Genomic DNA, 23,588 nt, shown 5'->3' with positions numbered 1-23,588 from the left:
ATGCATAAGCTTCCTGCCCACCAACGCGGCCTGAGCCTTATTTCGCTGATGATCGCGATGCTTATCGGCGCCTTTCTTATCGCCGGGCTGTTCCAGATGTGGTTTCAGACACGCCAGACCTTCGGCGCGCAATCGCAGCTTGCGAAATTGCAGGACGATGAGCGCATGGCTTTGACCACCATGGCCAATACCGTGCAGACGGGCGGCTACTACCCGATCTACCTCAACTATTCGGCAACGCCGCCCAACCCGCTTTACTCACTAAGCAATTCGTTTCCCGTCAGCGGATCGTTTGCCACCGTCGGCCAGGTTATTTACGGTACACATGACGGCACCACTGCCGGCGAGTCGCTTTCGGTTCGCTTTATCGCCGATAAAACCAGCGCCAATCCAACCCTCGATTGCCAAGGCCAGATCGAGGCCACGGGCACGCTGGTGGTCAATACCTACCAGATCAACAACAACCAGCTGCAATGCTCCAGCGACGGCGGCACAACGTGGCAGTCCATCATCACCAGTAGTGTCTACAACATGACCGTGCTCTACGGCATCGACACCAAGGGAGACGATACAGCGCTGCAATACATGACCGCCGATCAGGTCCAGGCCAACAGCGACTGGAACAAGGTTTTTTCCGTAGTGGTCCAGTTGACCTTCAACAACCCGTGGTACGGGCAACCCGGCCAGACCGTGGCGCAGCTTCCCCTGGTCAGTCGTTCCATCGCCGTTGAACAACCTATCTCGACTTCGCTATGACCTACGCAAACCACATCAAGCATCGCGCTGAAGGCGGCTACATACTGATTGCCAGTCTGTTGATGCTGCTTGTCCTGACGTTTCTGGCCATCGGCATGTACCACAGCTTTACCGAACAGGAATTGATGGCCGCGAACACGAAGGAAAAGTCGCGCGCCTTCCAGATGGCGCAAAGCACGCTAGAGTACGGCGAGTACCTTCTGCAAAACGACACCAACGGCAATTCGATACCGCAAAGCTCTAGTTGCACGGCGGTCATTACCACCCCGACCATCTGCACCAATGCCGTGAGCATCGCATCCCCGACGGCCACCAAGCCCATGACGCTCACCAATGGCATGGTCTATTCGACGATGACCAATAGCCCCACCATCTCCACGACGGGCGGCAGCAGCAGCAGCTACTACGCGTATCCGCAAGTTTATCTGCGCTATCTGGGCTTATCGACCGACGGCCTGGGACAGGTTTACCAGGTTACCGCCCTTGGGTATGGCGGCAATAGCAACGCCGTGGCGGTTGTACAAAGCACCTATGAACTGACGACCAATACCAAGAACCTTGGGGGCCTGTAATGAAAGCCACGTTCTCGCCACGCGCGAAAGCTTTAATTGCCGGCCTTGTCGCCACGCTCGGCATCGCGATGCTACCGTCGCCGGCCTCGGCGCAAACCGTCATCCAAGATAGCTTCACCGGTACGCAACCGCAGTTGGACTGGCTCGCTTACGGTAACGCCTGCATGACCGCGGGCAACGGCGCCACCAACAGTCTGGGCGGAAAAATTCCCGCTTGTACCAACATCACCGATACCTCCGGCTCTGGCGCATTGCGCTTGACCGATGCGATAAACAATGAAGCCGGCGCCATTGTCGACCAGACGCCTTATTCCACGGCATCGGGCCTGCAGATTACCTTTACCACTTATACCTACAACGGCAATTCCGGCGGTGCCGCGGCGGATGGCGCGGACGGTATTGGCTTCTACTTGCTTTCGTCCATTTATCCCACCGGAACGCCGGGCGGAACCAACCCCTATCAGCTTGGCGCTTTCGGCGGCAGCCTTGCGTATTCATGCTCGAACGTCAACAACAGCTCAGGCAATTCCTCGATCAGCATCCCCGCCAATCACTACAACGGCATGCCCAGCGCCTATCTGGGCCTGGGCATCGACGAGTACGGCAACTTCCTCAATGCCGGCGACAATACGGGGACGGGTTCGGCCGCAAATGGCACCTGGGGCAGCAGCACCAGTGGCTCCATAGCCTCCGGCAGCGGCCCTGAATACCAGCCCCAGCGCATCGGCCTGCGCGCATGGGGCAATGTCACGTTGACGGCATTGCAGAGTGTAAATTCGGGCGCCACCGATTCGAACGTGCAGAGCACGTGCCAGAACAACGGCATCTATACCGGCAAAACGTATACGTCCACCACGTCCAACAGCGGCAATACCGCTACCGTCGGGACGTACTCCTACACCGTCAGCAGCAGCATTACCAATTACACCTATACCTCCGGTAACGGGAACAACGCGCAAACCACGACTTACTACGGCTATCAAACCGATACCTACGGCAGTGCGTCGCCGATCAACACGGTTTCAACCAGCGTGTCCAGCGGCACAAAGCTGTACTCGGGGTCAACGTGTTCTTCTTCCACCGCCTATACCACCTCCGGTTCATCCATAAACCTTCCACCATTCGGATCGAACACCAACATCTATACGAAGATAAATAACAGTTGCAAACAGCTGACGTCATCGACCAACAGCAACAACAAGACCGCGGGCGGCATTTCCACGGGCACGCTTAGCTATGGGACCACCAACACATTCAATGCCACCTCAGGAGCGCCGTCCAACACGTCCTCGGGAGGCACCCTGTATGCGACGTCCAGCTGCTCGGGCAACTACTCCAGCGGCACCGCTTATGGCTCGGTGAGCATCGGCAGCAGCGGCAGCAATGTGTGTACGTCCTTGACGCAAAGCTCCAGCATTTACCCCTGGTTCCCGGACTACACGGCCATTGTGGGCGGCTCGGCCATTCTTCCGTATACGGCGGGCGGCACCAACAATCCCATCGCCAATGAAAGCGTATCGACACGCACCAAAGCCACGCCGATCGCCTACAAGCTGACCATTACGCCATCGCCCAACAGCATGTTGAGCCTGCAGTACAGCTATAACGGCGGCAGTTACCAAACCATCCTGCCGCCCACCGCCATTACGACATCCAATCCGGCACTCCCCTCCAACCTTTACTTCGGCTTTGGCGGGTCCACCGGCGGCAGCAACAATGTCCACGAAATCACCTGTTTCCAGGTAACGCCTTCCGATCAGGCAGCCAGCTCCGCGGGCGTTAACGTGACGCAGGCCGGCGAAGTGCAAACGGGCACCCAGGTGTACCTGGCCTCCTACCACACCAATAACTGGTGGGGTCAGCTGACCTCGCAGAACCTTGTCGTCAACAACGGCGTCGTGTCGATCAGCTCCACCTACAATTGGGATGCTTCGTGCGTGTTGACCGGCGGCAATTGCACCAGCACCGGTGCAACCGGCATGACGGCGGAAGCCTCGCGCACCTTGCTCACCTGGAATGACTCGGCCGCTTCCGGCGAAACACTGACCTGGGGTAACCTGAGCAACGCCGAGCAGGCCGCCCTCAACGCGGGCGACAGCAACGGCTCCAACCGCCTTGCCTTCCTCACGGGCACGCGCACCGATGAAGTGCCCACCAGCACGGGCGTTGCCACCGGTGCGCAGGTATTCAGGGACCGCACCAGCATCCTGGGCGACATCATTGACTCCAGCCCCACGTGGGTAGGTGCGCCCAACGCGCCCTACTCGGCGACCTGGTCGGACTTGCTCTACCCCACCAATACCGCGGCCGAAAATGGTACGGGCGCGCAGACCTATCCGCAATTCACCACGGCTGAAGCCTCACGCTTGAACGTGGTATACGACGGCTCCAACGACGGCTTCATGCACGGCTTTGAAGCAGGCTCGTACAACACCGACGGCACTTACAACAGCGCCAATAACGACGGCAAGGAAGTCGTGGCCTACATGCCCGCAAGCGTGGTGTACAGCATCCACAGCACGACGGCGACCGCCGACTACTCCTCGCCCAACTATTCGCATGAGTATTACACCGACGCCACACCGGGCACGGGCGACCTGTTCTACAGCAACAAATGGCATACCTGGCTGGTGAGCGGCCTGGGCCCGGGCGGCAACGCGATTTTCGCGCTCGACATCACCAACCCCAGCAATTTCTCCTCCAATGCCGGCTCAACCGTGATAGGTGAGTGGGATTCCAGCACGCTCACGTGCACCAATGTGGCGACGAACTGCGGCGCGAATCTGGGCCAGACCTTCGGCACGCCGCAAATCCGCCGCCTGCACGACGGCAACTGGGGGATCATTTTTGGAAACGGCCTGGGCAGCGCCAATGGCCATGCGGGCATCTTCGTGATGGTGATCAGCTCCACCGGCACGGAAAGCGCCCTGTACTACCTCGATACCGGTGTAGGCAGTGCCAGCAATCCCGACGGCATCGCCTTCGTAACCCCCACCGACATGGACGGCGATCACATCACCGACTATGTCTACGCGGGCGACATCTACGGCAATATCTGGCGGTTCGACCTGACCAGCAGCACCGAGAGCAATTGGGCCGCATCGACCTACGGCAACGCGACGCCGACGCCGCTCTTTACCACGCCCGACATCACGACCACATTCACCACGTCAAACGGCACCACCACCTCTTCGACGCCGACCTATAGCACGCCGACCACAACTCAGCAGAAGTCGTTGGCTTTTGGCTCGACCACGAGCGGAAGCACCACGACCACCATCACCAACCAGCCGATCACCACGCAGGTCGTGGTCGTGGCGGTAACGCCTACGAATAACGGCCTGCCACGCGTCATGGTGGAGTTCGGCACCGGCAACGTCGTGCCGCAATCGGTTTCCTCGAGCATCCAGTACGCCGGCGGCCAGCAGACGTTGTATGGCGTATGGGACTGGGACGTGGGGCAAGCAGCACCTACCACGGGATATGCCGGTCTGATCGGCTCGTCCTCGGCACCATCGGCGGTCATCAACTACAGCCAGCTGGTAACGCAAAGCGTCACCGATCAGACCAACGCCACCACGTCCGGCACCGGCCAGGGTTATCGCACGCTTAGCTCCAACGCCGTTTGCTTTGCTGGCACAACCTGTACCACCACCAGCGGCACCACGACCACCACGAGCACCGGCACTGCGTTCGGCTGGCTTCTCAACTTACCCGGCTACAACGGCTTGCCCTCGCCGGGCGTGGGCGGCGTGAACCAGACCGAACAGGTGATCTATAGCCCGATCGAGACCGAAGGCGCGTTCATCGTCAACACCGTGGTGCCGGCCAATAACTCCCCGACCAGTTGTACGGTGGAAGCCGCCCTGGGCTGGACGATGGCCCTCAACCCCGGTACCGGCGGCGCATTGGCCGAGTCGTTCTTCGCCAACAGCAGCGGTCAGTTCGTGACGCTCAATAACGCGGCGGTAGGCGGCATCGCGCTTAATGCCACGGGTAGTCCGTCGGTCGTAACGGCCGCTGGCCTGCCATTCCTGGTCAGCCAGACGTCCACCGGTGCCGGCACGGTCAATCCGATTCAGCCGCCGCTGGGCGGAAAAACCCAACGTCTGACCTGGTTGCAGATCAACTAATACCCACGCGAACGCGCGATGAGACGCAAAAGAGAGCCACAAGCCATGCGAGAAAACATGAACCATCCGCTGCCTCGCGGCAGATATATGTCGGCCACGCACCGCTCGCATGGCTATACGCTGATCGAGTTGATGATCGTGGTCGGCATCGTGGTCATCCTGGCCGCCATCGCGCTGCCCAGCTACACCAGGCAGATTCAGCAATCCCGCCGTACATCGGCAAAAACCGCCCTGCTCGACGTGGCCAGTCGCGAAGAGCGCTACTACGCCGTGAACAATTCCTACACGACGCTGGCCAATCTCGGGTATACCAACCTCAGCGGCAACAATCTGCTTATCCCTAGCGCCAGCCAGGATTACTACAACGTTTCGGTGACGGTGGGCACGCCGACCTCCAGCTACACCGTCACCGCAGTGCCCCAGGGCACGCAGGCGAGTGATACGTGCGGCACCTATACGCTCACCGGCCAGGGCGTGCAGTCGGACAATGGCACTGCTTCCAACTGCTGGTAATGGGCCACCGTCGTCGCCGTTCGCGCTAGCGAACGCGAGCATCCATGTACGTATTGATGGGCCCGATCGCACCACAACATAGAGCCTGAATGCCGCTACGGCTTTCGTGTCACGCCCGGGAGGCGGATAATTGCCGCCCCTCCCCCCAGGCCCCGCATAGGCATGTTCGTACCTGGTCAACGCTGGATTTCCACCGCCGAGCCTGAACTGGGCCTCGGCACCGTCTTGCGCGTCGAAGGACGCGGTGTGCAGGTGCTTTTCGCCAAATCGGGGGTGCTGCGGCCTTATGCGGTGGACTCGGCCCCGCTGGTTCGCGCCGAATTCCGCGCCGGCCAACGCATTGCCGGCAAGGGCATCGCCTTTCTGGTCGAGCGCATCGAGGAACGCGAGGGGCTGCTGGTCTACCGCGGCGAGGGCCGCGAGCTGCACGAAGGGCAGCTGGACGACGAGCAGAGCGTGAGCCAGGCCGATGACCGGCTGGTCGGCGGACGCACCGACGCCGTGCATCACTTCGAATTGCGCGTGGAAGGACTCAAGCGGCGCGCCGATGCGCGGCGCTCGCCCACCTGGGGCCTGGGCGCCGCGCGCATCGGGCTGGTGCCGCACCAGCTGCGCGTGGCCGGGATCGCCGCCTCGCGCCATCCCCCGCGCGTATTGCTGGCCGATGAAGTGGGCCTGGGCAAGACGATCGAGGCGGGCATGATCATGACGCGCCAGATTGCCACCGGTCGCGCCTCGCGCGTACTGGTGCTGCTGCCCGATACGCTGGTCTATCAATGGTTCGTCGAGCTGCTGCGCCGCTTCAACCTGAGCTTCGCCATCTACGACGAAGAACGCTGCGAGGCGGTTGAGCAATCCGACAGCGGCCACAATCCGTTCGAAGACGAACAACTGGTCATCGCCGATTTCGACTTCCTGGAGCACAACCCCAAGCGCGCTTCACAATTGCTTGACGCCCGCTGGGACCTGCTGGTGGTGGACGAGGCCCACCATCTGGCCTGGACACCGGAAGCGGCCAGCCCCCGCTATGCCCTGGTCGAGCAATTGGCCGCGGCCACCCCGGGCGTAATCCTGCTCACCGCCACGCCCGAACAACTGGGGCGCAGCGGGCATTTCGCGCGCCTGCGCCTGCTCGATCCACAGCGCTATCACCATCTGGATACGTACCTGGCCGAGTCGGAACGCTTCCAGTCGCTTTCACGCATTGCCGACAAACTGTTGGAGCGCACGCCGCTGGATGACGAGGAACGGCAGCAGCTGCACAACGCCTTCGACGGCGACACCGCGCTGCAGGCCTGCTTGTCCGATACGGCCAAACCCGAGCACAGCCGCCCATTGCTGGCCGCGCTGATCGATCGCCACGGTACCGGCCGCTCGATGTTTCGAAACCGGCGCGCCGGCATTGGCGGTTTTCCCAAGCGCCTGCCCGAATGGGAGCTGGTCGGCACCGACGGCCTGGACGACAACACCCGCCAGACGCTGCTTGCCGAATTCCACGCCGACATCCAGCAACCCGCGCCGGCGCTGGAGTGGAATTACGCCAACGATCCGCGCATCGACAAGCTGGTCCACCTGCTGGAACGCCACCCGCAGGACAAGTTCCTGTTGATCTGCCGCAGCCAGTCCAAGGTGCTGGCGCTGGAGGAAGCACTGCGCACGCGCACCGGCGCGGGCATCGCCCGCTTCCACGAGGGCTTGGGAATCGTGCAGCGCGACCGCAACGCGGCCTACTTCGCCCAAGCCGACGGCGCACGCCTGCTGATCTGTTCGGAAATCGGTTCGGAAGGCCGCAATTTCCAGTTCGCGCATCGACTGGTGCTGTGGGATCTCCCGCTCGATCCGGATCTCCTGGAACAACGCATCGGCCGCCTGGACCGCATTGGCCAGAAGCACGACATCAACATCCACATCATTGTGGCGGCCGACAGCGCGCACCACGTACTGGCCCGCTGGTACGACGAAGGCGTGGACGCCTTCCGCACCAGCCCGGCCGATGGACGCGAGCTGCTGCGCCGCTTCGGCGACACCCTGGCGCGGCTTGCCACCGAGCACGCGCGCGGCGACGACCAGCGCGACCAGGAATTGGACGTGCTGCTCGCCGAAACACGCGCCAGCCACGAGCAGATGGCCGAACTGATCCGCGCCGGCCGCGACCACCTGCTCGAACTGGCCGCCAGCCGCGACCCGCATGCCGATGCGCTGGCGCAGTCGTTCCGCCGCGAAGACGACGATCCCTCGCGCGATGCGTTCCTGCAGCGTCTGCTCGAATCCTTCGGCATCCACGCCGAAGAACTCGGGGGCAACGTCGTACTGCTGGATCCGCAATACCTGTCCACCGATGCCCTGCCGGGATTCAACGAAGGCCCGCTGTCGGCGACCTTCTCCCGCGAGATCGCACTCGGCCGCGAGGATCTTCCGCTGCTGCGGCTGGACCATCCCATCATGATCGGTGCGCTGGAACTGGCGTTTTCCGGCGAGCGCGGCAACGCGGCCTTCATGGTCGACGATGCCCTGCCCTCGCGCAGTGCGCTGCTGCAGGCCGTGTACGTGCTTGAGTGCGTGGCCGAACGCCAGCTCGATGCCGAACGCTTCCTGCCGACCCAGCCGATCGTGGTGACCATCGATACCAAGCTGGCCGAGCGCGCCGGCTTCCAGCCCAGCGAGCTGGCGTTGCGCCGCGCCGGCGAGCGGAATATCGAAGTGCCGCGCTACCGCAAATTCCTCGCCAAACTGGTGCCGCCGATGCTGGAAAAGGCCGAGGCCGCGGCGGCATTGCGTGCGCAAGCCGGTATCGCCGAGGCCGTGAACGATGCGCGCGACACCCTGGATGCCGAACTCGCGCGCCTGCATGCGCTGCGCGCGGTTAACCCATCGATCAGCGAGGCGGAAATCGCCGGCGTCGAGCAGGAACGCACCACCCTGCTCAACACCCTGCCGCAAGCGCGCCTGCGGCTGGATGCGGTGCGTTTCGTGGTAAGCCCTGACTTCCTGGCGCTGCGCTGAGAGCGCCGCGCCAGCGAGCGCCTATACCATGCTGGCATCGGCATCGGCGAGCGACATGCGACGCCCGATGCCGAACACCACGTACGCCACTGTCAGCAACACGACCCACGCCGCACCCACATACAGCGCCACGCGCGTATCGGGGCTGTAGCCGAGCATCACCACCACGAACAACAGAAACGCCAGGCATGCCACGCTGCTCAGCGGCCAGATACGCAGCGGAAAACCGGTCTTGCCGTAACGCCGACGGAAGCTGAAATGCGCGATCAACACCATGACCCACGTCCACACGGTGTTGAACGACAGGATCGACATCATCGTTGCAAAGATGCTTTGTGGCAGCAGATAGTTGAGCAACACGCCGACCACCAGGCAGGCCAGGCACGCCAGCACGCTACGCGTAGGTACGCCGTGTTCGTTCACCTTGCCAAATAGCGCGGGCGCCTGCCCCTTGTGCGACAGGCTGTACAGCATGCGACTGCCGCTGAAGGTGGTGCTGTTGAAACCTGACAGCGCCGCGGTGATCACCACGAAGTTGATCACGCCCGCGGCCTGATGAATACCGAGCTTGGCAAACGTGGTAACGAACGGGCTGCCCTGCGTACCCAGCTGATTCCACGGATAGATCGCCATGATCACGAACAGCGCGCCGACGTAGAAGATCATGATGCGCCAAAGCACCGAATTGACGGCGCGCGGAATGCTGCGCTCGGGCGAGGCTGCCTCACCGGCTGCCATGCCGATGGTCTCGATGCCGCCGAAGGCGAACACCACGATCGGCAGCGCCAGCACCATGCCCTGCATCCCGTTCGGGAACCAGCCGCCGTGACTCCACAGGTTGCTCAAGCCCAAGGGCTGACCGCCATTGCCCCAGCCCAGCCAGATCATGCTGGCGCCGCCGAGAATCATCAGCACCACGGTCACCACCTTGATCATGGTGAACCAGAATTCCATCTCGCCGTATACGCGCACCGCCATCAGGTTGAGCGTGCCGATCATGACCACGCTGCCGAACACCCAGATCCATTGCGGCAGTTCGGGAAACCACTGCTTCATGTAGATGCCCACGCCCGTGCTCTCGGCCATGCCCACACCCACCATCAGCAGCCAGTAATTCCAGCCCGTGAGGTAGCCGGCAAACGGCCCCAGGTAGCGATGTGCGTAGCTGCTGAAGGAACCGGGGACCGGGTCGTGCACGGCCATTTCCCCCAGTGCGCGCATGATGATGTAGATCATCAGGCCACCGACCATGTAGGCGAAGATCACCGACGGGCCGGCCATCATGATGGAGCTGGCCGAGCCGAGGAAAAGCCCCGTGCCGATGGCCATGCCCAGCGCCATGAAGGTGATGAGGCGCGAGGTCAAGCCGCGCTGCAGATGTTGGGTCATGAGTTAAGCCTGTTTACGTGAAAACGTCGGGGAAATCGCCCGCTAGCGGTTTCGGGCCGCAGCGTCGGATTCACCGCATTAATCGGCGCTTGGGTTTGATCGGAAACTTGCCGCGCCAGTACTCGATCATCAGGAAGCCGCCCAGCATACCGCCCAGGTGCGCAAAATGCGCCACGTCCGCCTGCCGCCCCGTCACCCCCAGCACCAGCTCGACGGCCCCGTAGCCGATCACGAACAACCAGGCCGGGATCGGGATGGGCAGAAAGATCAACATGAGTTTTTCCTGCGGGTAGAGCATGCCAAACGCCAGCAGCAAACCAAAGATGGCGCCGGATGCCCCCAGTGTCGGCGCAAACCCATGCGTGAAGTAATCCACCACGAAAAGCTGTGTCAGCGCAGCGACAATCATGCAAACAAAGTAGTACGCGGTGAAGTTGCGCGGACCGAACGTGCGCTCGATCGTTCCGCCAAACATGTACAGCGCGAACATGTTGAAAAAGATATGCATGTAGCCGCCATGCATGAAGCCGTAGGTAACCAGCTGCCATACCCGGAAGCCGATCGCCACGGTGCTGCCGTCGGCGGTTTGTGCCAGCTGATCGGGCCCCCACGGCCACAAGGCGAAGTGAGCGATCAGCGTGTCGTTCATCACCTGCTGCAACAGGAACACCAAGACATTGGCGATCAGCAGATTGCGGGTGACCGGCGGCAATTGGGTAGGCATGGGAATCTCATCGGGAAGTCGCCGCTAGTATCGGTCACCCCGAGCCATACGAAAAAGGCCACCCGGGGGTGGCCTTTTCATGATGACTGCGGCAGATGGAATCAGCCGCTGTGCGAATCGGTGTCGATCTGCGCCATGGCATCCGGACGGCGGGCGCCCGCGAAGCGCTTCGCCCAATAGCTGTCGGCGAGGCTGTCCACGCGCACCGATTCGCCACGACGGGGGGAGTGGATGAAGTGCCCGTCGCCGGCGTAGATACCCACGTGCGAGATACGGCCGCGGCCATGACGGCCCGCCGTGCGGAAGAACACCAGGTCGCCCGGCTGCATGTCGTTGCGCTTGACGATGCGGCCGACCAGGTACTGCGATGCCGAGTTGGTGGGCAGCTGCAGGCCGATGGCGCGCTCGAACACGTAGCGCACGAAGCCACTGCAATCGAAGCCGGTGGACGGGTCGCGGCCGCCGCGCACGTAACGCACGTTGCGCAGTTGCATGGCCAGGCCGATCAGCGTGTCGCGCAGATCCTGGCCGAGCTTGGCATTGCTGAAATCTGCCAGGTTGCCGGGCTGGCTGGCTGCGGCATCGGCCTTCTTGGCCGGCGCCAGCGCCGCGATGGGCAACTGGGTGGGAAGCGTGGACTGCGCCAGGGTCGGCGCGGGGGTGAAGGCGGCGAGCGGGTCAAGCAACGTGGCGGAAATCTTGGCCGATACCTGGGCCTGGAGGTTGCCGTCGGTGGCAGCGAAGGCCTGGCCGGAAAAACACATGGCAGCGGCAAGCGCGGCGAGTACAAGTCGCGTTTTCAGCATGCGGATGGATCTCTGGGCGGTTACTTATCCGGTCGTCCCCCCTCGGGCGACCGTGACGAAGCAGTGAAGGTAACAAAGCAAACGCCGGCGCATGTTCGGATGAAGTTAACTGAACCCTATCGTTTTAAAAACCGGATTTGGCTGCAGGAAAAATTCAACTATTTGAATTTAAACAATAAAAAATAGATGGCATGGAGATGACGGCCCGAGGCGGCCATTTAATTTTCGAACTTTTACGCAGAATTGAGACCCGGCGCACACGCAATGGTCACACGTCACCGTCATGAACGCCTGCCGAAAATCGCCGTCCCGATCCGCACCTCGGTCGCGCCTTCGGCTATCGCCAACGGAAAATCCGCGCTCATCCCCATCGACAACCGGGGCAAGGCGTGCCCGTCGGCGGCGCATCGGTCGCGCAACTCCCGCAGCTGCCGGAAGCAGGCCCGGATCTCCCCCTCGTCCTCGGAGAGGGTCGCCAGGGTCATCAGGCCGCGTACGCGCAGGGTGGGATAGGCCTGAAGCTGTGCGAGAAAGGCAGGCAGCTCCTGGGCCGGCAGGCCGGACTTGGTGTCCTCGCGCGCCGTCTTCACCTGCACCAGCACATCCAGGTTGCGGCCCAGCGCCTGCAACCGCTGGTGCAGCGCCTGGGCCAGTTCCAACCGGTCCAGCGACTGCACCTCGCTGGCCAGCCTGGCCACGTCCTTGGCCTTGTTGGTCTGCAGGTGGCCAATCACCACCCACGCGATCGAGGCGTCCGCCAGCGCGGCCGCCTTGTCGCGGATCTCCTGCACCTTGTTTTCGCCGAAACGGCGCAGGCCCAGGGCCATCGCGGCACGGACGGCCTCGGGTCCGAAGGTCTTGCTGACCGGCAGCACCTCCACCTCGGCCGGATCGCGCCCTGCGGCGCGGCAGGCCGCATCGACCCGCCGCCGCACGGCCGCCCAGTTGCCGGCCAGCTGCGCCGCGTCGATCAAGCGGACCTCGTCGCCGCCTGCTGGAAATGCCGCGCGATGACTTCGGCGACCACCATCGACACTTTCTTGCCGGTCGGAATGTGGATGAATTCGTTCGGGCCATGGGCGTTGGAGTGCGGCCCCAGCACGCCGGTGATCAGAAACTGCGCCTGCGGGAATTTGCTGCCCAGCATGCCCATGAACGGAATCGAGCCGCCCTCGCCCATGTATGCGGCCGGTGCGCCGAAATACTGCCGGGACGCCTCGGCCACCGCTTCCTCCAGCCAGGGCGACAGCTGCGGGGCGTTCCAGCCGCTGCCGTCTTTCTCCAGCTTGAAATTCACTTTGGCGCCGTACGGCGGATCCTTTTCCAGCAATTGCTTGACGAATTCGCCCGCCTTGGCGCCATCGAGCGTGGGCGGCACGCGCAGGCTGAGTTTTACCGAGGTCTTGGGGCGCAGCACGTTGCCGGCGCTATCCAGCGGCGGCATGCCGTCCACGCCGGTAACCGCCAGCTGCGGCCGCCAGGTGCGGTTGAGGATCAGCTCGCATAGATCTTCCGTCACCGGCCGCATGCCATCCACGAACGGAAACTTGGTGTACACCGCTTGGCCGAGCACGTCGGCCGAGATCCTGGCCTGATCGATGCGCTGCTGCGGGATGTCCGCATACAGCTCCTTGGGCTTGATGCGGCCGGTTTCCGGATCTTCCAGGCGCGAAAGCAGCTCGCGCAGGATGCGGAAACTGGACGGCACCACGCCGGATGCATCGCCTGAGTGCACGCCTTCTTCCAGCACCTGCACGGTCAGTTCGCCGCCGGTCATGCCGCGCAGCGAGGTGGTCAGCCACAGCTGATCGTAATTGCCGCAGCCCGAATCCAGGCACACCACCAGCGAGGGATTGCCGATGCGCGCGGCCAGGTGATCCACGTAGTAAGGCAGATCGTAGCTGCCCGATTCCTCGCAGGCTTCGATCATGATCACACAGCGCGCGTGGGCCATGCCTTGTTCGCGCAACGCAAGCAGCGCGGCGAGCGAACCGAAGATCGCGTAGCCGTCGTCGGCGCCGCCGCGGCCATAGAGCTTGTCGCCCTTGAGCACTGGCGTCCACGGCCCGAGGCCTTCGGACCAGCCGGTCATTTCCGGCTGCTTGTCCAGGTGGCCGTAGAGCACCACGGTATCGTCGTTCTGTCCCGGCACTTCGATGTAAATCAGCGGCGTGCGCCCTTCCAGCCGCACCACTTCGAGCGTGGCGCCGGGCAGCAGCGGCAGCTTGGTGCGCGCCCACGTTTCCATCAGCTTCACGGCGGCATCCATATGACCGTGCGCCACCCAGTCCTTGTCGAACATCGGGGATTTGTTGGGAATCCGGATGTAATCCATCAACTGGGGCACGATTTCGGTGTCCCACAAATCGCTGATGTAACGGGTAATGCGCGTGGTATCCATGCGGACTCCATCGGGGAGGTCAAAGGCCGATTCTAACAGCCTCGCTTTCCGCTTCGCCGACAGCCGATGCAGTCCAAAGACGACACCAACCCGGGACCTGCATAACCGCCGCGGCAGGCACTGCGCCCACTGTGACGATGCACGGCGGACGGTGCAAAGTGTGTCGCGGCGTTGGGAACGCCGCTCAAATTCGTTACCAGGGAAAAAACCATGTTCAAGAAAATCGCCGCCATCGTCGGTCTGACGCTGGCCACCGGCTGGTCCGCCTTCGCCGCCACACCCGTCAACATCAACACGGCAGACGCCGAAACCATCGCCCATGCCCTGGACGGCATCGGGCTGGCCAAGGCCAAGGCCATCGTCGCATTCCGCGACGAGCACGGCCCGTTCAAGAACATCGACGACCTGGGCCAGGTCAAGGGTATCGGCAAGGCGACGCTGGAGCGCAACCACGACGCCATCCTGCTCTCCGGCGAAGGTGCCAAGGCCGACACCGTCCCGGCCAAGCCCAAGCGCGCCAAGAAAGCCAAGCCGGCGGCCGAGGCGGCGGGCGAATAAGGCGGCAGTCCACGCGGTGCGGTCCATTTTGGGCCGTACCGCAGTACACTCGCGCGCTGGCTCCGCCGTCCGCGACTTGAAACCCGCCGCCATGATCGTTCCGCGCTACCGCATCGACGCTTCCCGCATCAACGGCGCTGGCAAGGGCCTGTTCCTGGAAGAGCCGGTCGGCGCCGGGCGTATCATCATCGCGCCGGACGCCATCGACAAGACCTATGGGCTGGCCCAGCTGCTGGCCCAACCCAGCCTGATGTACGCCAGCGCCCGCTGGTTCGAAGACCGTTACACCATCTCTACCGACTGGCCCGACGAATGTTTCGTCAACCACAGTTTCGAGCCTAGCGGGCTATGGCACCTGGGTTTTGTGTTCGCGCCACGCGAACTGCCCGCCGGCACCGAGGTCACCGTGGACTACCGCCACCTGCTTCCCCCCGGCCATGCCGAGGACTTTATCGACACGGCCACTGGTGAGAAAATAGTGGGTCTGTCCTGGTACGAGAGTCTGATGACGACGACCCGCGCACTGGCCCATGTGCTGGATGGCGCGAGCTTCAATGGCTGATCGGACATGATCGAGATCCCTACCCTCCAAACCCCTCGCCTGCGCCTTACCGCGCTGACCGAACGCCATTTCGACGACTATGCCGCGATGCTCGCCGATCCGGAAAGCACGCGCTGGATCGGCGACGGCATGCCGCTGGACCGCACCAATGCCTGGCGCTCGCTGGCCATGCTGATCGGCCACTGGCAACTGCGCGGCTATGGCATGTGGGCGCTGGAACTGAAGTCCAGCGGCGAATTCATCGGCCGCGCGGGGCTGCTCCATCCGGAAGGCTGGCCCGACGTCGAACTGGGCTGGATGGTCAAGCCCGAACACCGCCATCACGGCTACGCCACCGAAGCCGGCGCCGCCGTGCTGGAATTCGCGTGGGAACACCTGCACATGCAACGCGTGATCAGCATGGTGCGCGTGGGCAACGATGCCTCGGACCGCGTCGCCGAGCGGCTGGGCGGTGAGCACATCGAAGACATCGACTTCTTTGGCAGCGACACCCACGTGTTTGCCTACTACCCGCCGCACCGCGAGTCCCGCCGCGCCTTCGCATGAGCGCGCTGCGCCTGGTGGATGCCGCATCGCTGTGCACGCAGCCGTGGGCCAATGGCGCCGGCACCACCACCGTCATTGCCAGCGAACCGGACCACGCCCAATGGCAGTGGCGCCTAAGCATTGCCGAGATCGCCCAGGAAGCGCCGTTCTCAAGCTTCCCCGACACGCGCCGGCTGTTTGTGCCGCTCGACGCGCCGATCCAGTTGCGTTTCGACGACTCGCATACGACAAATCTGCTGCGCCTGGCGGTTGCCCGCTTCGATGGCGCCAATGCGCCATACGCCCTGCTGCCGGAAGGCCCCACGCGCGCCTTCAATCTGATGCTGCGCGGCGTGGCACAAGGCGAGCTGATCGCCAGGCCCTTGAATGGCGGCATGTGGTTGCCGTTGCGCGCGGGATGGCGATGGTTTGTGCATGTGCTCGGCGGCCACGCCCATATCGATGCGAACGGCGAGCAGCTTGCCGCCGAAGGCGGCGCCAACGTCTGGATCGACGCGCAACCGGGCGAACGCGTGCGCATCGAAGGCGGTGGCGAGCTGGTCTTGGTCCAGCTCGCCACCAGCTACTGAGCTTATCGATACTCCGCCTGCGGCCTTGAGCCTGGAACGATCGAACGGGCCACTTCGGCCAGCGCGAACAGGCGTGCCGTGCGCATCCAGCCAATCGCCACCACGATCAGCTGGCTCAGCACCAGCGCGATCAGGAAGCCAAAGCCGAACGCCGTGACGTGAATGCGCGCCACCGCAAACAGCGACGCCAGCAGCAAGCCGACCAGCGTCACCACCAGGTAGAACAACAACGTCGACAACGGACGCGTGAACAGCTGCCGGAAGCCGCGTCCGAATGCGCGCGTGGCCGAGCGCAAGCCGGTGTCGGCAATGAACGCCGAGCGCATCGACTCCACGATCGACTGCACCAGCACAAACACGATCAGCAACACCCAGTGCACGATGCTGTGATAGGTATCCACCTGGGATTCGAGCACCGCTTTTTCCGCGTGTTTTTCCGCAAGGTGCGACGCCAGGCCGAACACCGCCGCCAGTACGCCATACAGCAGCACCGACCACAGCATCACGCGGAACATCCGGCCGTATTCGACGAAGCCGTTCTGCAACAACGCGCCGAAGCCCAACCGGCGGCCGGCGCGGCCGCTGCCCACGATCATGCCGTTCAGGAACGGCGACAGCAGCAAGCTCAGCAACACGCCAAGCAGCATCGCCGCGGTCAGCCACTGTGGATGCTCGAACAGGTTCAACGCCACGTCGGTAAACATCAGGTCGTTGAAATGCTGTGCCCACTGGACCGAATGCACCGAGGTATCGAGCACGCCCCCCAGCATCTTCCACAACGGCAACGCCACTACCGTTGCCGGGATCAGCATGATCAGCATCCACAGCAGCAGCAGGCGCCATTGCACGGCCGCGATCATGCTGGAGAACAGGGCGCCCACGCCCATGGAACGAGACATGTTGTTGGCCATCACAGTGTCTCCAGCATCGAGTAGAAGGTCTGCAGCACGGCGGCCGCATCGGCCGTCCAGCGCTTGGAGGCTGCGCTGTCGGGCTTGGTCGTCAAGCTGTCGTTGAGCTTGTCGCGATCAAGCAAATTGTGCTGATCCGGATCGAGTTCGGCCGACACGACCTTGCTGGGCTTGATGAAATCGAAGCGTACCCAGCGGCGATCGTCGTTCCAGGTTACGTCTTCGTGCGTGCCGTCCTCGAACGTCACCCGCAGCACTTCCGGCGCCGGGACGCCATCGCGCGTCACAGTAACCGTGCTGTGCCAGGGGAAGGGGCCGGGCGCGCCCGGTTTCGCGTCGGGATGAGCCTTCTTCCAGTCGCTGCGTTGCGTGTCGATCTGCTTGGCCAGATCGTCGCCGTCCACTACCACCTGCTTGCCGTCCTTCCAGCTCACGCCGGCCTGCGGCAGCACTTCGTGCGAGTCGATGTCCGCCACCTTGTCGTCCATGGACGCGGTGCCGTAGACGTACTCGTTGAAAATCGCATCGACATCCTTGGCGTCGCCGGAGCTGTCGATCAGCGCCGCGCGGAAGTCGGCTACGGACGGATGACGGAACCGCCAGCGCTGGTAATAAAGACGGAAGGCGCGCTCAAGCGCAGGCTTGCCCAGGCGCTCTTCCAGATCGTGCATGGCGGTGGCGGTACGCGAATAGACCGTACCGTAGCTGGTACCGGAGAGCCGATCCCAACTGTTCTGCGCCAAGGGATCGGAGGGGTGAGCCAGCGTGGCGGTGGCGCGCTCGAACACGAAGCCTCTGATGTGCGGCGTGATGCCCAGCCACTTGGTGAACCGCCCGGCAAGCACCAGATCCTGGTTGCGTTCGCGCAGCATGCGGTTGTCCCAATATTCGTTGAGGCCCTCGTCGAGCATGGGCTCTTCGAATTCATTGGAAGCGAGGATGCCGTAGAAATAACCGTGCCCGAATTCGTGGATGTTCACGAAGTCGCTCAGCATCTGCGTGTAGGTATCGGGCTCGACGTACTGGTAGCCTTCGGAGGTGAAGAAGGTCGGATACTCCATGCCACCGGCTTCTTCGGCGTTGTAAGGCGGAATCACCGCGGTCAGCGTTTCGTACGGATAGGGGCCGAGCGTCCTGGAGAAATAGCCGATCGCATCGATGCTCGATTTCAAGGTCGGCGCGGCGGTGGCCTCGTATTCCGGCGGATAGATCACGCGCACGGAAACCTTCGGGCTGCCCGGTCCTTCATAGGTGCCGTCAAGCGTCTTGAAACCCTTGGCGGCCACCCAGGCGAAATCGTGCACGTCGCCCTGCACGAAGTGATAAGTGGTCTTGCCGTCTTTCTGCTCCGGCGTGCCCTGCAGCTTGCCCACCGCACCCACGGTGTAGTCGCTGGGCACGGTCAGGTGCACGTCGTACAGGCCGAAGTCGGCATAAAACTCGCTGTTGAAGTGGAACTCGTGCACGTTCCAGCGCACTTGCGTGGCACCGCGTTCGCCGGGCAGTTCCAGCACGCCGATCTTGGGGAACCATTGCCCGACCAGGTTGAAATCGCCCCACCAGCCCGTGCGCTCCACGACGCGCGGCAACTGGCTGAGGAAGTCGATGTCCAGGGCGAGCGTACCGCCCGCGGGCACCGGCTGCGCCAGGTCGATGCGTACCACGGTCTGGTCCGTGGCCGGACCGCCATCGGGGTGCACGTAGCTCCATGCCAGGTCAGTGCCGTTCTGCTTCACTTGCTGCAGGCGGACCCAGCCCCATTGGCCTTTTTCCAGCTCCGCGTTGCCGCGCGAGGAACCATGCGCGGTCAGCACCTTGCGCTCGGTGAAGAACGTGCTGCCTTCGTTCTGGAAGGCGTTGAGGTACATGTGGAAGTAGACGCTGCGCACTTCGCGGTCGCTGCGATTGCGCCAGGTCATGTGCTCTTTGCCGGTCACCGCATGCTTGAGGGCATCAAGTTCGGCATCGATGTTGTAGCTCACCACGCGATCGGAGAGCGTGGCCTCGTTGCCGGTGCGTTCGCCGCCCCACGCGCTAGCCGAACTCTGTTGCGTAATGATGGTGTCGTGCGCGGGCGCGAACGGAATGTCCTGCTGCGCCTGCGCACTCGTCGCCGCGGACGCGGGCTGTGTCTGGGCCGCCGGTGCCTTCGCCTGCGCGCCGGCCTGGCATGACCACAACATCACTACTGCGGCGAGCCACGGCCCGCCCCTTCCCCATGCAAACCTCATCGTGTGTCTCCCCTCGAGATGATGGCGATGATTGTCGAGCCTGAGGCAAGCCTGCCGGGGGAACATCAGCCATAGGTCACGACCTTCCCCACAAGGGCATGCATGAAGATTCGCCATCCTTGCGGCGGCCTGTCATGAACACCGCAGCGGCCTGCTGGCCCCATACCTTACCTGCCCGCCTGGATCTGTGCCTGCTGCAGCGCAAGCGCTAAGCTGCAAGCCCCGAGCAGGCAATACGCGCACAAGGCGCTGGAAGCTTCTGAAATCCATGAAAATAGTGTTTAAGCCCGATGTGCCTGAAGGAGTCGCGAAGCATGCGCATCCTGATTGCTGAAGACGATCCGTCCATCGCCGCCGGCGTGAGCGCGGCCCTGCGCCAGGGCGGCCACGCCGTCGATCACGTCGCCGACGGCGCACGCGCGGATGCCGCACTCAAGGACACGCCCTACGACCTGCTGGTGCTCGACCTGGGCCTGCCCGCGCTCGACGGTAGCGAGGTGCTGCAGCGCGCGCGCCGGCGCGGCAGTGGCCTGCCGGTGCTGGTGATCACCGCGCGCGAAGGCCTGCGCGAACGCGTGCGCATCCTCGATCTAGGCGCGGACGACTACCTGGTCAAGCCGTTCGCCCTGGCCGAATTCGAGGCGCGCGTGCGCGCGCTGTTGCGACGCTATACCACGCAAGGCGCGCCGGAATTGACGCTGGGCCGCCTGCGCCTGGATCTTCCCGGCCATCGCGCCTGGGTGCAGAACACGCCGCTGGAGCTGACCGCGCGCGAATTCGGCCTGCTTGAAGCACTCGCCGCCCGCCCCGATCGCGTCACCAGCCGTGCCCAGCTGATCGAGGCCCTGTGCAGCTGGGACGAAGAGCTCACTGACAACGGCCTGGACATCGCCATCTACCGGCTGCGCCGCAAGCTGGTCGATTCGGGCACGCAGGTGCGCACCATCCGCGGACTGGGCTACCTGCTGGAAGAGGTGAAAGAAGCATGAGCCAGCGCATGCTGTGGCGCAATGAACGCCAAAGCCTGCGCCGGCGCCTGCTGACCACCTTGCTGGTGCCGCTGACGCTGCTGCTGATGTTCAACAGCCTCATCACCTACATCGGCGCACTGATCTACGCCAATCACGTTCACGACAAGGACCTGATCAACGACACCTTGACACTGGTCCAGATGATGGCCCACGAAAGTCCCGATGGCCGCGTCTCCTCGCAGGCGCAGTTCCTGCTGGACTACGAGCCGGAAGGCCGCAACTATTTCAGCGTGTACAGCAGCAAGCACGGATTGATCGCCGGCAATCGGGCCGTGCGGCCACCCAGCGGCATGCCGCGCCACGGCGGCGATCCGCTGCTCTACAACGTGCAGATCGACACGCATGCCCTGCGCGCGGCCAGCATGTTGATGAGCAATCCGCTCGACGCGGGCGATCAACTGGAAGTCACCGTTGCCGAAACGCTGCGCGACCGCCATCAGGAAGCGCGCCAGATTCTGCTGCTTAGCATTCCCGCGCAGACGCTGCTGATCATCGCCGCGTTCCTGCTGGTGTGGTTGGGCGTGCGCACCGGCCTGCGCCAGCTCGACCCGCTGACCGAACAGCTGGCCAATCGCGAACACGACCTGGCGCCGATCGGCGATGCCAACGTGCCGGTCGAAATCCTGCCGCTCACGCGCACCATCGACGGCTTGTTCGGCCGCCTGCGCGGCATGCTCGCCTTGCAGGAGCGCTTCATCGCCGACGCCGCGCATCAGCTGCGCACCCCGCTGGCCGGCCTGAGCGTGCATGCCGAGCGCGCGCGGGCCAGCACCGATCCACAGACGATTGCCGATTCGCTCAACCACATCCAGCGCCTGATCCAGCGCGCCAATCGCACCTCCAGCCAGCTGCTGGCGCTGACGCGCGCGCAAACCGTCGAGCATGAAGCGGGCGATACCGAGCCGCTTAACCTTGCCACCCTCGTGCCCGAACTGGTCGGCCAGCGCGTGCACGAAGGGCTGGCGGCCGGCATCGACTTGGGCTACGACGGCCCTGCCGGCCCGCTATGGATCGACGGCGACCGCCACCGTATCCAGGAAATGCTGGACAACCTGATCGACAACGGCCTGCGCTACGCCGGCAGCGGCAGCCTGATGACCGTCTCGCTCGCGCGCGAACGCGGCGGCATCTGCCTGGCGGTGGAAGACAACGGTCCGGGCGTGCCGGCGGGCTGGATCGAGCGATTGGGCGAACGTTTCTTTCGCGTGCCGGGCGTGCAGGAAGAAGGCAGCGGACTGGGCCTGGCCATCGTGCAGCGCATCGCCCAGTGGCATGGCGGATCGGCGCGCTACATGGCCGGCGGCGAAAGCGGCCTGCGCGTGGAGATCATGCTGCCGGCCGGGTATGCACCGAAAAAAAACGGCGACGCTTGAGCGCCGCCGTGTTTGCCAGCTTCCCCTGCATGGGAACATCGACAAGAATCGTCACCCGCGAACGGACGTCCAGACGTCCGTCGCTGTGGGCTTACATGGCTTTCTTTGCCTTGACGAGCAACTGATCGAGCAGCGCGACGGCCAGATCGATTTCTTCGTGGCTGATATCCAGCGACGGCGCAAAGGTGATCACGTTCTTGTACCAGCCGCCCACGTCCAGCACCAGGCCGATTTTTTTGCCGTTGTGCTGAAGGTCCCCGGCGAGGCCGATATCGACCATCTTATCCAAGAGTGCCTTGTTCGGCGTGAAGCCGTCGTCAGTGCAGATCTCCGCGCGCAGCGCCAGCCCCAGGCCGTCGACGTCGCCGATTTCCTTGTGGCGCTTTTGCAGTTCTTTGAGTGCATCGAGGAAGTGCGAGCCCTTCTCCGCCACCGTCTTTTCGTAGTTCAGCTCGTAGCCCATCTTGATCACTTCCAGCCCAAGGGAGGTACCGAGCGGGTTGGAGTTGAACGTCGAATGGGTGGAGCCCGGCGGGAAGATGGTCGGGTTGATCATCTCCTCGCGCGCCCACAGGCCCGAGAGCGGATTGAGGCCGTTGGTCAACGCCTTGCCGAACACGATGATGTCCGGCGTGACGCCGAAGTGCTCGATCGACCACAGCTTGCCGGTACGCCAAAAGCCCATCTGGATTTCGTCGACCACCATCAGGATGCCGTACTTGTCCAGCACCTTCTTGAGGTCCTTGAAGAAGTTGCGCGGCGGTACGACGTAGCCGCCGGTGCCCTGGATCGGCTCCACGTAGAACGCGGCATATTCGGCCTGATTGACCTTGGGATCCCACACGCCGTTGTATTCAGTCTCGAACAGACGCTCGAACTGGCGCACGCAGGCATCGGAATATTCTTCCGGCGTCATGCCCTTGGGGCGGCGGAACGGATACGGGAACGGAATGAACATCGCGCGCTCGCCGAAGTGACCAAAGCGGCGGCGGTAGCGGTAGCTGGAAGTAATCGAGGAGGCACCGAGCGTGCGGCCGTGATAGCCGCCCTCGAAGGCGAACATCAGGCTCTTGCCGTTCTTGTAGTTGCGCACCAGCTTGAGCGAATCTTCCACCGCCTGCGCACCGCCGACGTTGAAATGCACGCGGCCCTTGAGGCCGAACTTCTGCTGGGCGTCCACCGCGATGGTCTTGGCCAGCTCGATGCGCGTCTGGTGCAGGTACTGGCTGGCCACCTGCGGCAGCACGTCGATCTGACGCTTGAGCGTGTCGTTCAGGCGCTTGTTGCCGTAGCCGAAATTGACCGCCGAGTACCACATCTGCAGGTCCAGGAACGGCACGCCGGCGGTGTCGTACATCCAGCTGCCTTCGCCATGGCGGAAAATCTTCGGCGGATCGACGTAATGCACCGTGTCGCCGAAAGAACTGTACTGCGCTTCGTCGGCCAGCAACTGGGCGTCAGGAATCACGCCTGCTGCGGCGTTCGGATCGTAAGCATTCATGGAAAAAAA

Annotated in this window: 19 protein-coding genes; 11 read left to right on the top strand and 8 right to left on the bottom strand. The window is 63.2% G+C overall.

Going from position 1 to position 23,588, the window contains the following annotated elements; genetic code table 11:
- The 5 genes from VME63_RS09875 (at position 1) to rapA (ending at position 8,977) form a co-directional block, all read left to right on the top strand.
- Positions 1-756 carry a PilW family protein gene (locus tag VME63_RS09875; protein WP_325432756.1) on the top strand — a complete coding sequence of 252 codons (756 nt, stop codon included), beginning with the start codon at positions 1-3 and terminating at the stop codon, positions 754-756.
- Positions 753-1,328, top strand: a complete 576-nt coding sequence (locus VME63_RS09870; protein ID WP_325432754.1) for a pilus assembly PilX family protein — start codon at positions 753-755, stop codon at positions 1,326-1,328. Before VME63_RS09875 ends, VME63_RS09870 begins: the two co-directional genes overlap by 4 nt.
- Positions 1,328-5,461, top strand: a complete 4,134-nt coding sequence (locus VME63_RS09865) for a PilC/PilY family type IV pilus protein (protein WP_325432752.1) — start codon at positions 1,328-1,330, stop codon at positions 5,459-5,461. The genes VME63_RS09870 and VME63_RS09865 overlap by 1 nt, the downstream gene beginning before the upstream one ends.
- A gap of 57 nt (positions 5,462-5,518) precedes the next feature.
- Positions 5,519-5,974: a type IV pilin protein gene (locus tag VME63_RS09860; RefSeq protein ID WP_325432750.1), complete on the top strand. Its 456-nt coding sequence runs from the start codon at positions 5,519-5,521 to the stop codon at positions 5,972-5,974.
- Positions 5,975-6,136: 162 nt separating this feature from the next.
- On the top strand, positions 6,137-8,977 hold the full coding sequence (gene rapA, locus VME63_RS09855; RefSeq protein ID WP_325432749.1) for an RNA polymerase-associated protein RapA: 2,841 nt from the start codon (positions 6,137-6,139) through the stop codon (positions 8,975-8,977).
- A gap of 21 nt (positions 8,978-8,998) precedes the next feature.
- Here the strand turns inward: rapA and VME63_RS09850 are convergent, their stop codons facing one another.
- From VME63_RS09850 to VME63_RS09830, 5 genes are all read right to left on the bottom strand, one after another.
- Positions 8,999-10,366: an amino acid permease gene (locus VME63_RS09850; protein ID WP_325432747.1), complete on the bottom strand. Its 1,368-nt coding sequence runs from the start codon at positions 10,364-10,366 to the stop codon at positions 8,999-9,001.
- A 70-nt stretch (positions 10,367-10,436) separates the two neighbouring features.
- Positions 10,437-11,090, bottom strand: coding sequence for a rhomboid family intramembrane serine protease (locus tag VME63_RS09845; RefSeq protein ID WP_325432745.1), 654 nt, complete (start codon positions 11,088-11,090; stop codon positions 10,437-10,439).
- A 101-nt stretch (positions 11,091-11,191) separates the two neighbouring features.
- Complete coding sequence (locus VME63_RS09840; protein ID WP_325432743.1) at positions 11,192-11,896, bottom strand: C40 family peptidase; 705 nt, start codon at positions 11,894-11,896, stop codon at positions 11,192-11,194.
- Positions 11,897-12,177: 281 nt separating this feature from the next.
- Positions 12,178-12,867 carry a YggS family pyridoxal phosphate-dependent enzyme gene (locus tag VME63_RS09835; protein ID WP_325432920.1) on the bottom strand — a complete coding sequence of 230 codons (690 nt, stop codon included), beginning with the start codon at positions 12,865-12,867 and terminating at the stop codon, positions 12,178-12,180.
- Positions 12,867-14,297 (bottom strand): M20 family metallopeptidase, encoded by a 1,431-nt coding sequence (locus VME63_RS09830; RefSeq protein WP_325432741.1) that lies wholly within the window; start codon positions 14,295-14,297, stop codon positions 12,867-12,869. The genes VME63_RS09835 and VME63_RS09830 overlap by 1 nt, the downstream gene beginning before the upstream one ends.
- Positions 14,298-14,507: 210 nt before the next feature.
- Here VME63_RS09830 and VME63_RS09825 point away from each other — a divergent pair, with 210 nt between their 5' ends.
- The 4 genes from VME63_RS09825 (at position 14,508) to VME63_RS09810 (ending at position 16,532) form a co-directional block, all read left to right on the top strand.
- Entirely contained in the window at positions 14,508-14,855 is a 348-nt protein-coding gene (locus VME63_RS09825; RefSeq protein ID WP_325432739.1) for a ComEA family DNA-binding protein, read from the top strand.
- A gap of 91 nt (positions 14,856-14,946) precedes the next feature.
- Positions 14,947-15,417 (top strand): SET domain-containing protein, encoded by a 471-nt coding sequence (locus tag VME63_RS09820; protein WP_325432737.1) that lies wholly within the window; start codon positions 14,947-14,949, stop codon positions 15,415-15,417.
- A gap of 6 nt (positions 15,418-15,423) precedes the next feature.
- A complete protein-coding gene (locus tag VME63_RS09815; RefSeq protein WP_325432735.1) occupies positions 15,424-15,963 on the top strand; it encodes a GNAT family N-acetyltransferase in 540 nt (179 codons plus the stop codon).
- On the top strand, positions 15,960-16,532 hold the full coding sequence (locus VME63_RS09810) for a HutD family protein (protein ID WP_325432733.1): 573 nt from the start codon (positions 15,960-15,962) through the stop codon (positions 16,530-16,532). Before VME63_RS09815 ends, VME63_RS09810 begins: the two co-directional genes overlap by 4 nt.
- Before the next feature lie 2 nt (positions 16,533-16,534).
- Here the strand turns inward: VME63_RS09810 and VME63_RS09805 are convergent, their stop codons facing one another.
- On the bottom strand, positions 16,535-17,431 hold the full coding sequence (locus VME63_RS09805; RefSeq protein WP_325432731.1) for a hypothetical protein: 897 nt from the start codon (positions 17,429-17,431) through the stop codon (positions 16,535-16,537).
- A gap of 11 nt (positions 17,432-17,442) precedes the next feature.
- A complete protein-coding gene (locus tag VME63_RS09800; protein ID WP_325432729.1) occupies positions 17,443-19,626 on the bottom strand; it encodes a M1 family metallopeptidase in 2,184 nt (727 codons plus the stop codon).
- 362 nt (positions 19,627-19,988) lie between these two features.
- On the opposite strand from VME63_RS09800, the gene VME63_RS09795 reads away from it, so the two are divergent.
- Positions 19,989-20,663, top strand: a complete 675-nt coding sequence (locus VME63_RS09795) for a response regulator (protein WP_325432726.1) — start codon at positions 19,989-19,991, stop codon at positions 20,661-20,663.
- The gene (locus VME63_RS09790; protein ID WP_325432724.1) at positions 20,660-22,078 is read left to right on the top strand and encodes a sensor histidine kinase; all 1,419 of its coding nucleotides are present in this window, start codon (positions 20,660-20,662) and stop codon (positions 22,076-22,078) included. The genes VME63_RS09795 and VME63_RS09790 overlap by 4 nt, the downstream gene beginning before the upstream one ends.
- Positions 22,079-22,169: 91 nt before the next feature.
- On the opposite strand, the gene VME63_RS09785 is transcribed toward VME63_RS09790, so the two are convergent.
- Positions 22,170-23,579, bottom strand: coding sequence for an aspartate aminotransferase family protein (locus tag VME63_RS09785; protein ID WP_325432722.1), 1,410 nt, complete (start codon positions 23,577-23,579; stop codon positions 22,170-22,172).
- Positions 23,580-23,588: the final 9 nt, after the last annotated feature.

This window comes from Dyella sp. (genome assembly GCF_035503745.1).
Lineage (GTDB): Bacteria > Pseudomonadota > Gammaproteobacteria > Xanthomonadales > Rhodanobacteraceae > Dyella_B.
This window is presented reverse-complemented; position numbering and strand designations above follow the sequence as displayed.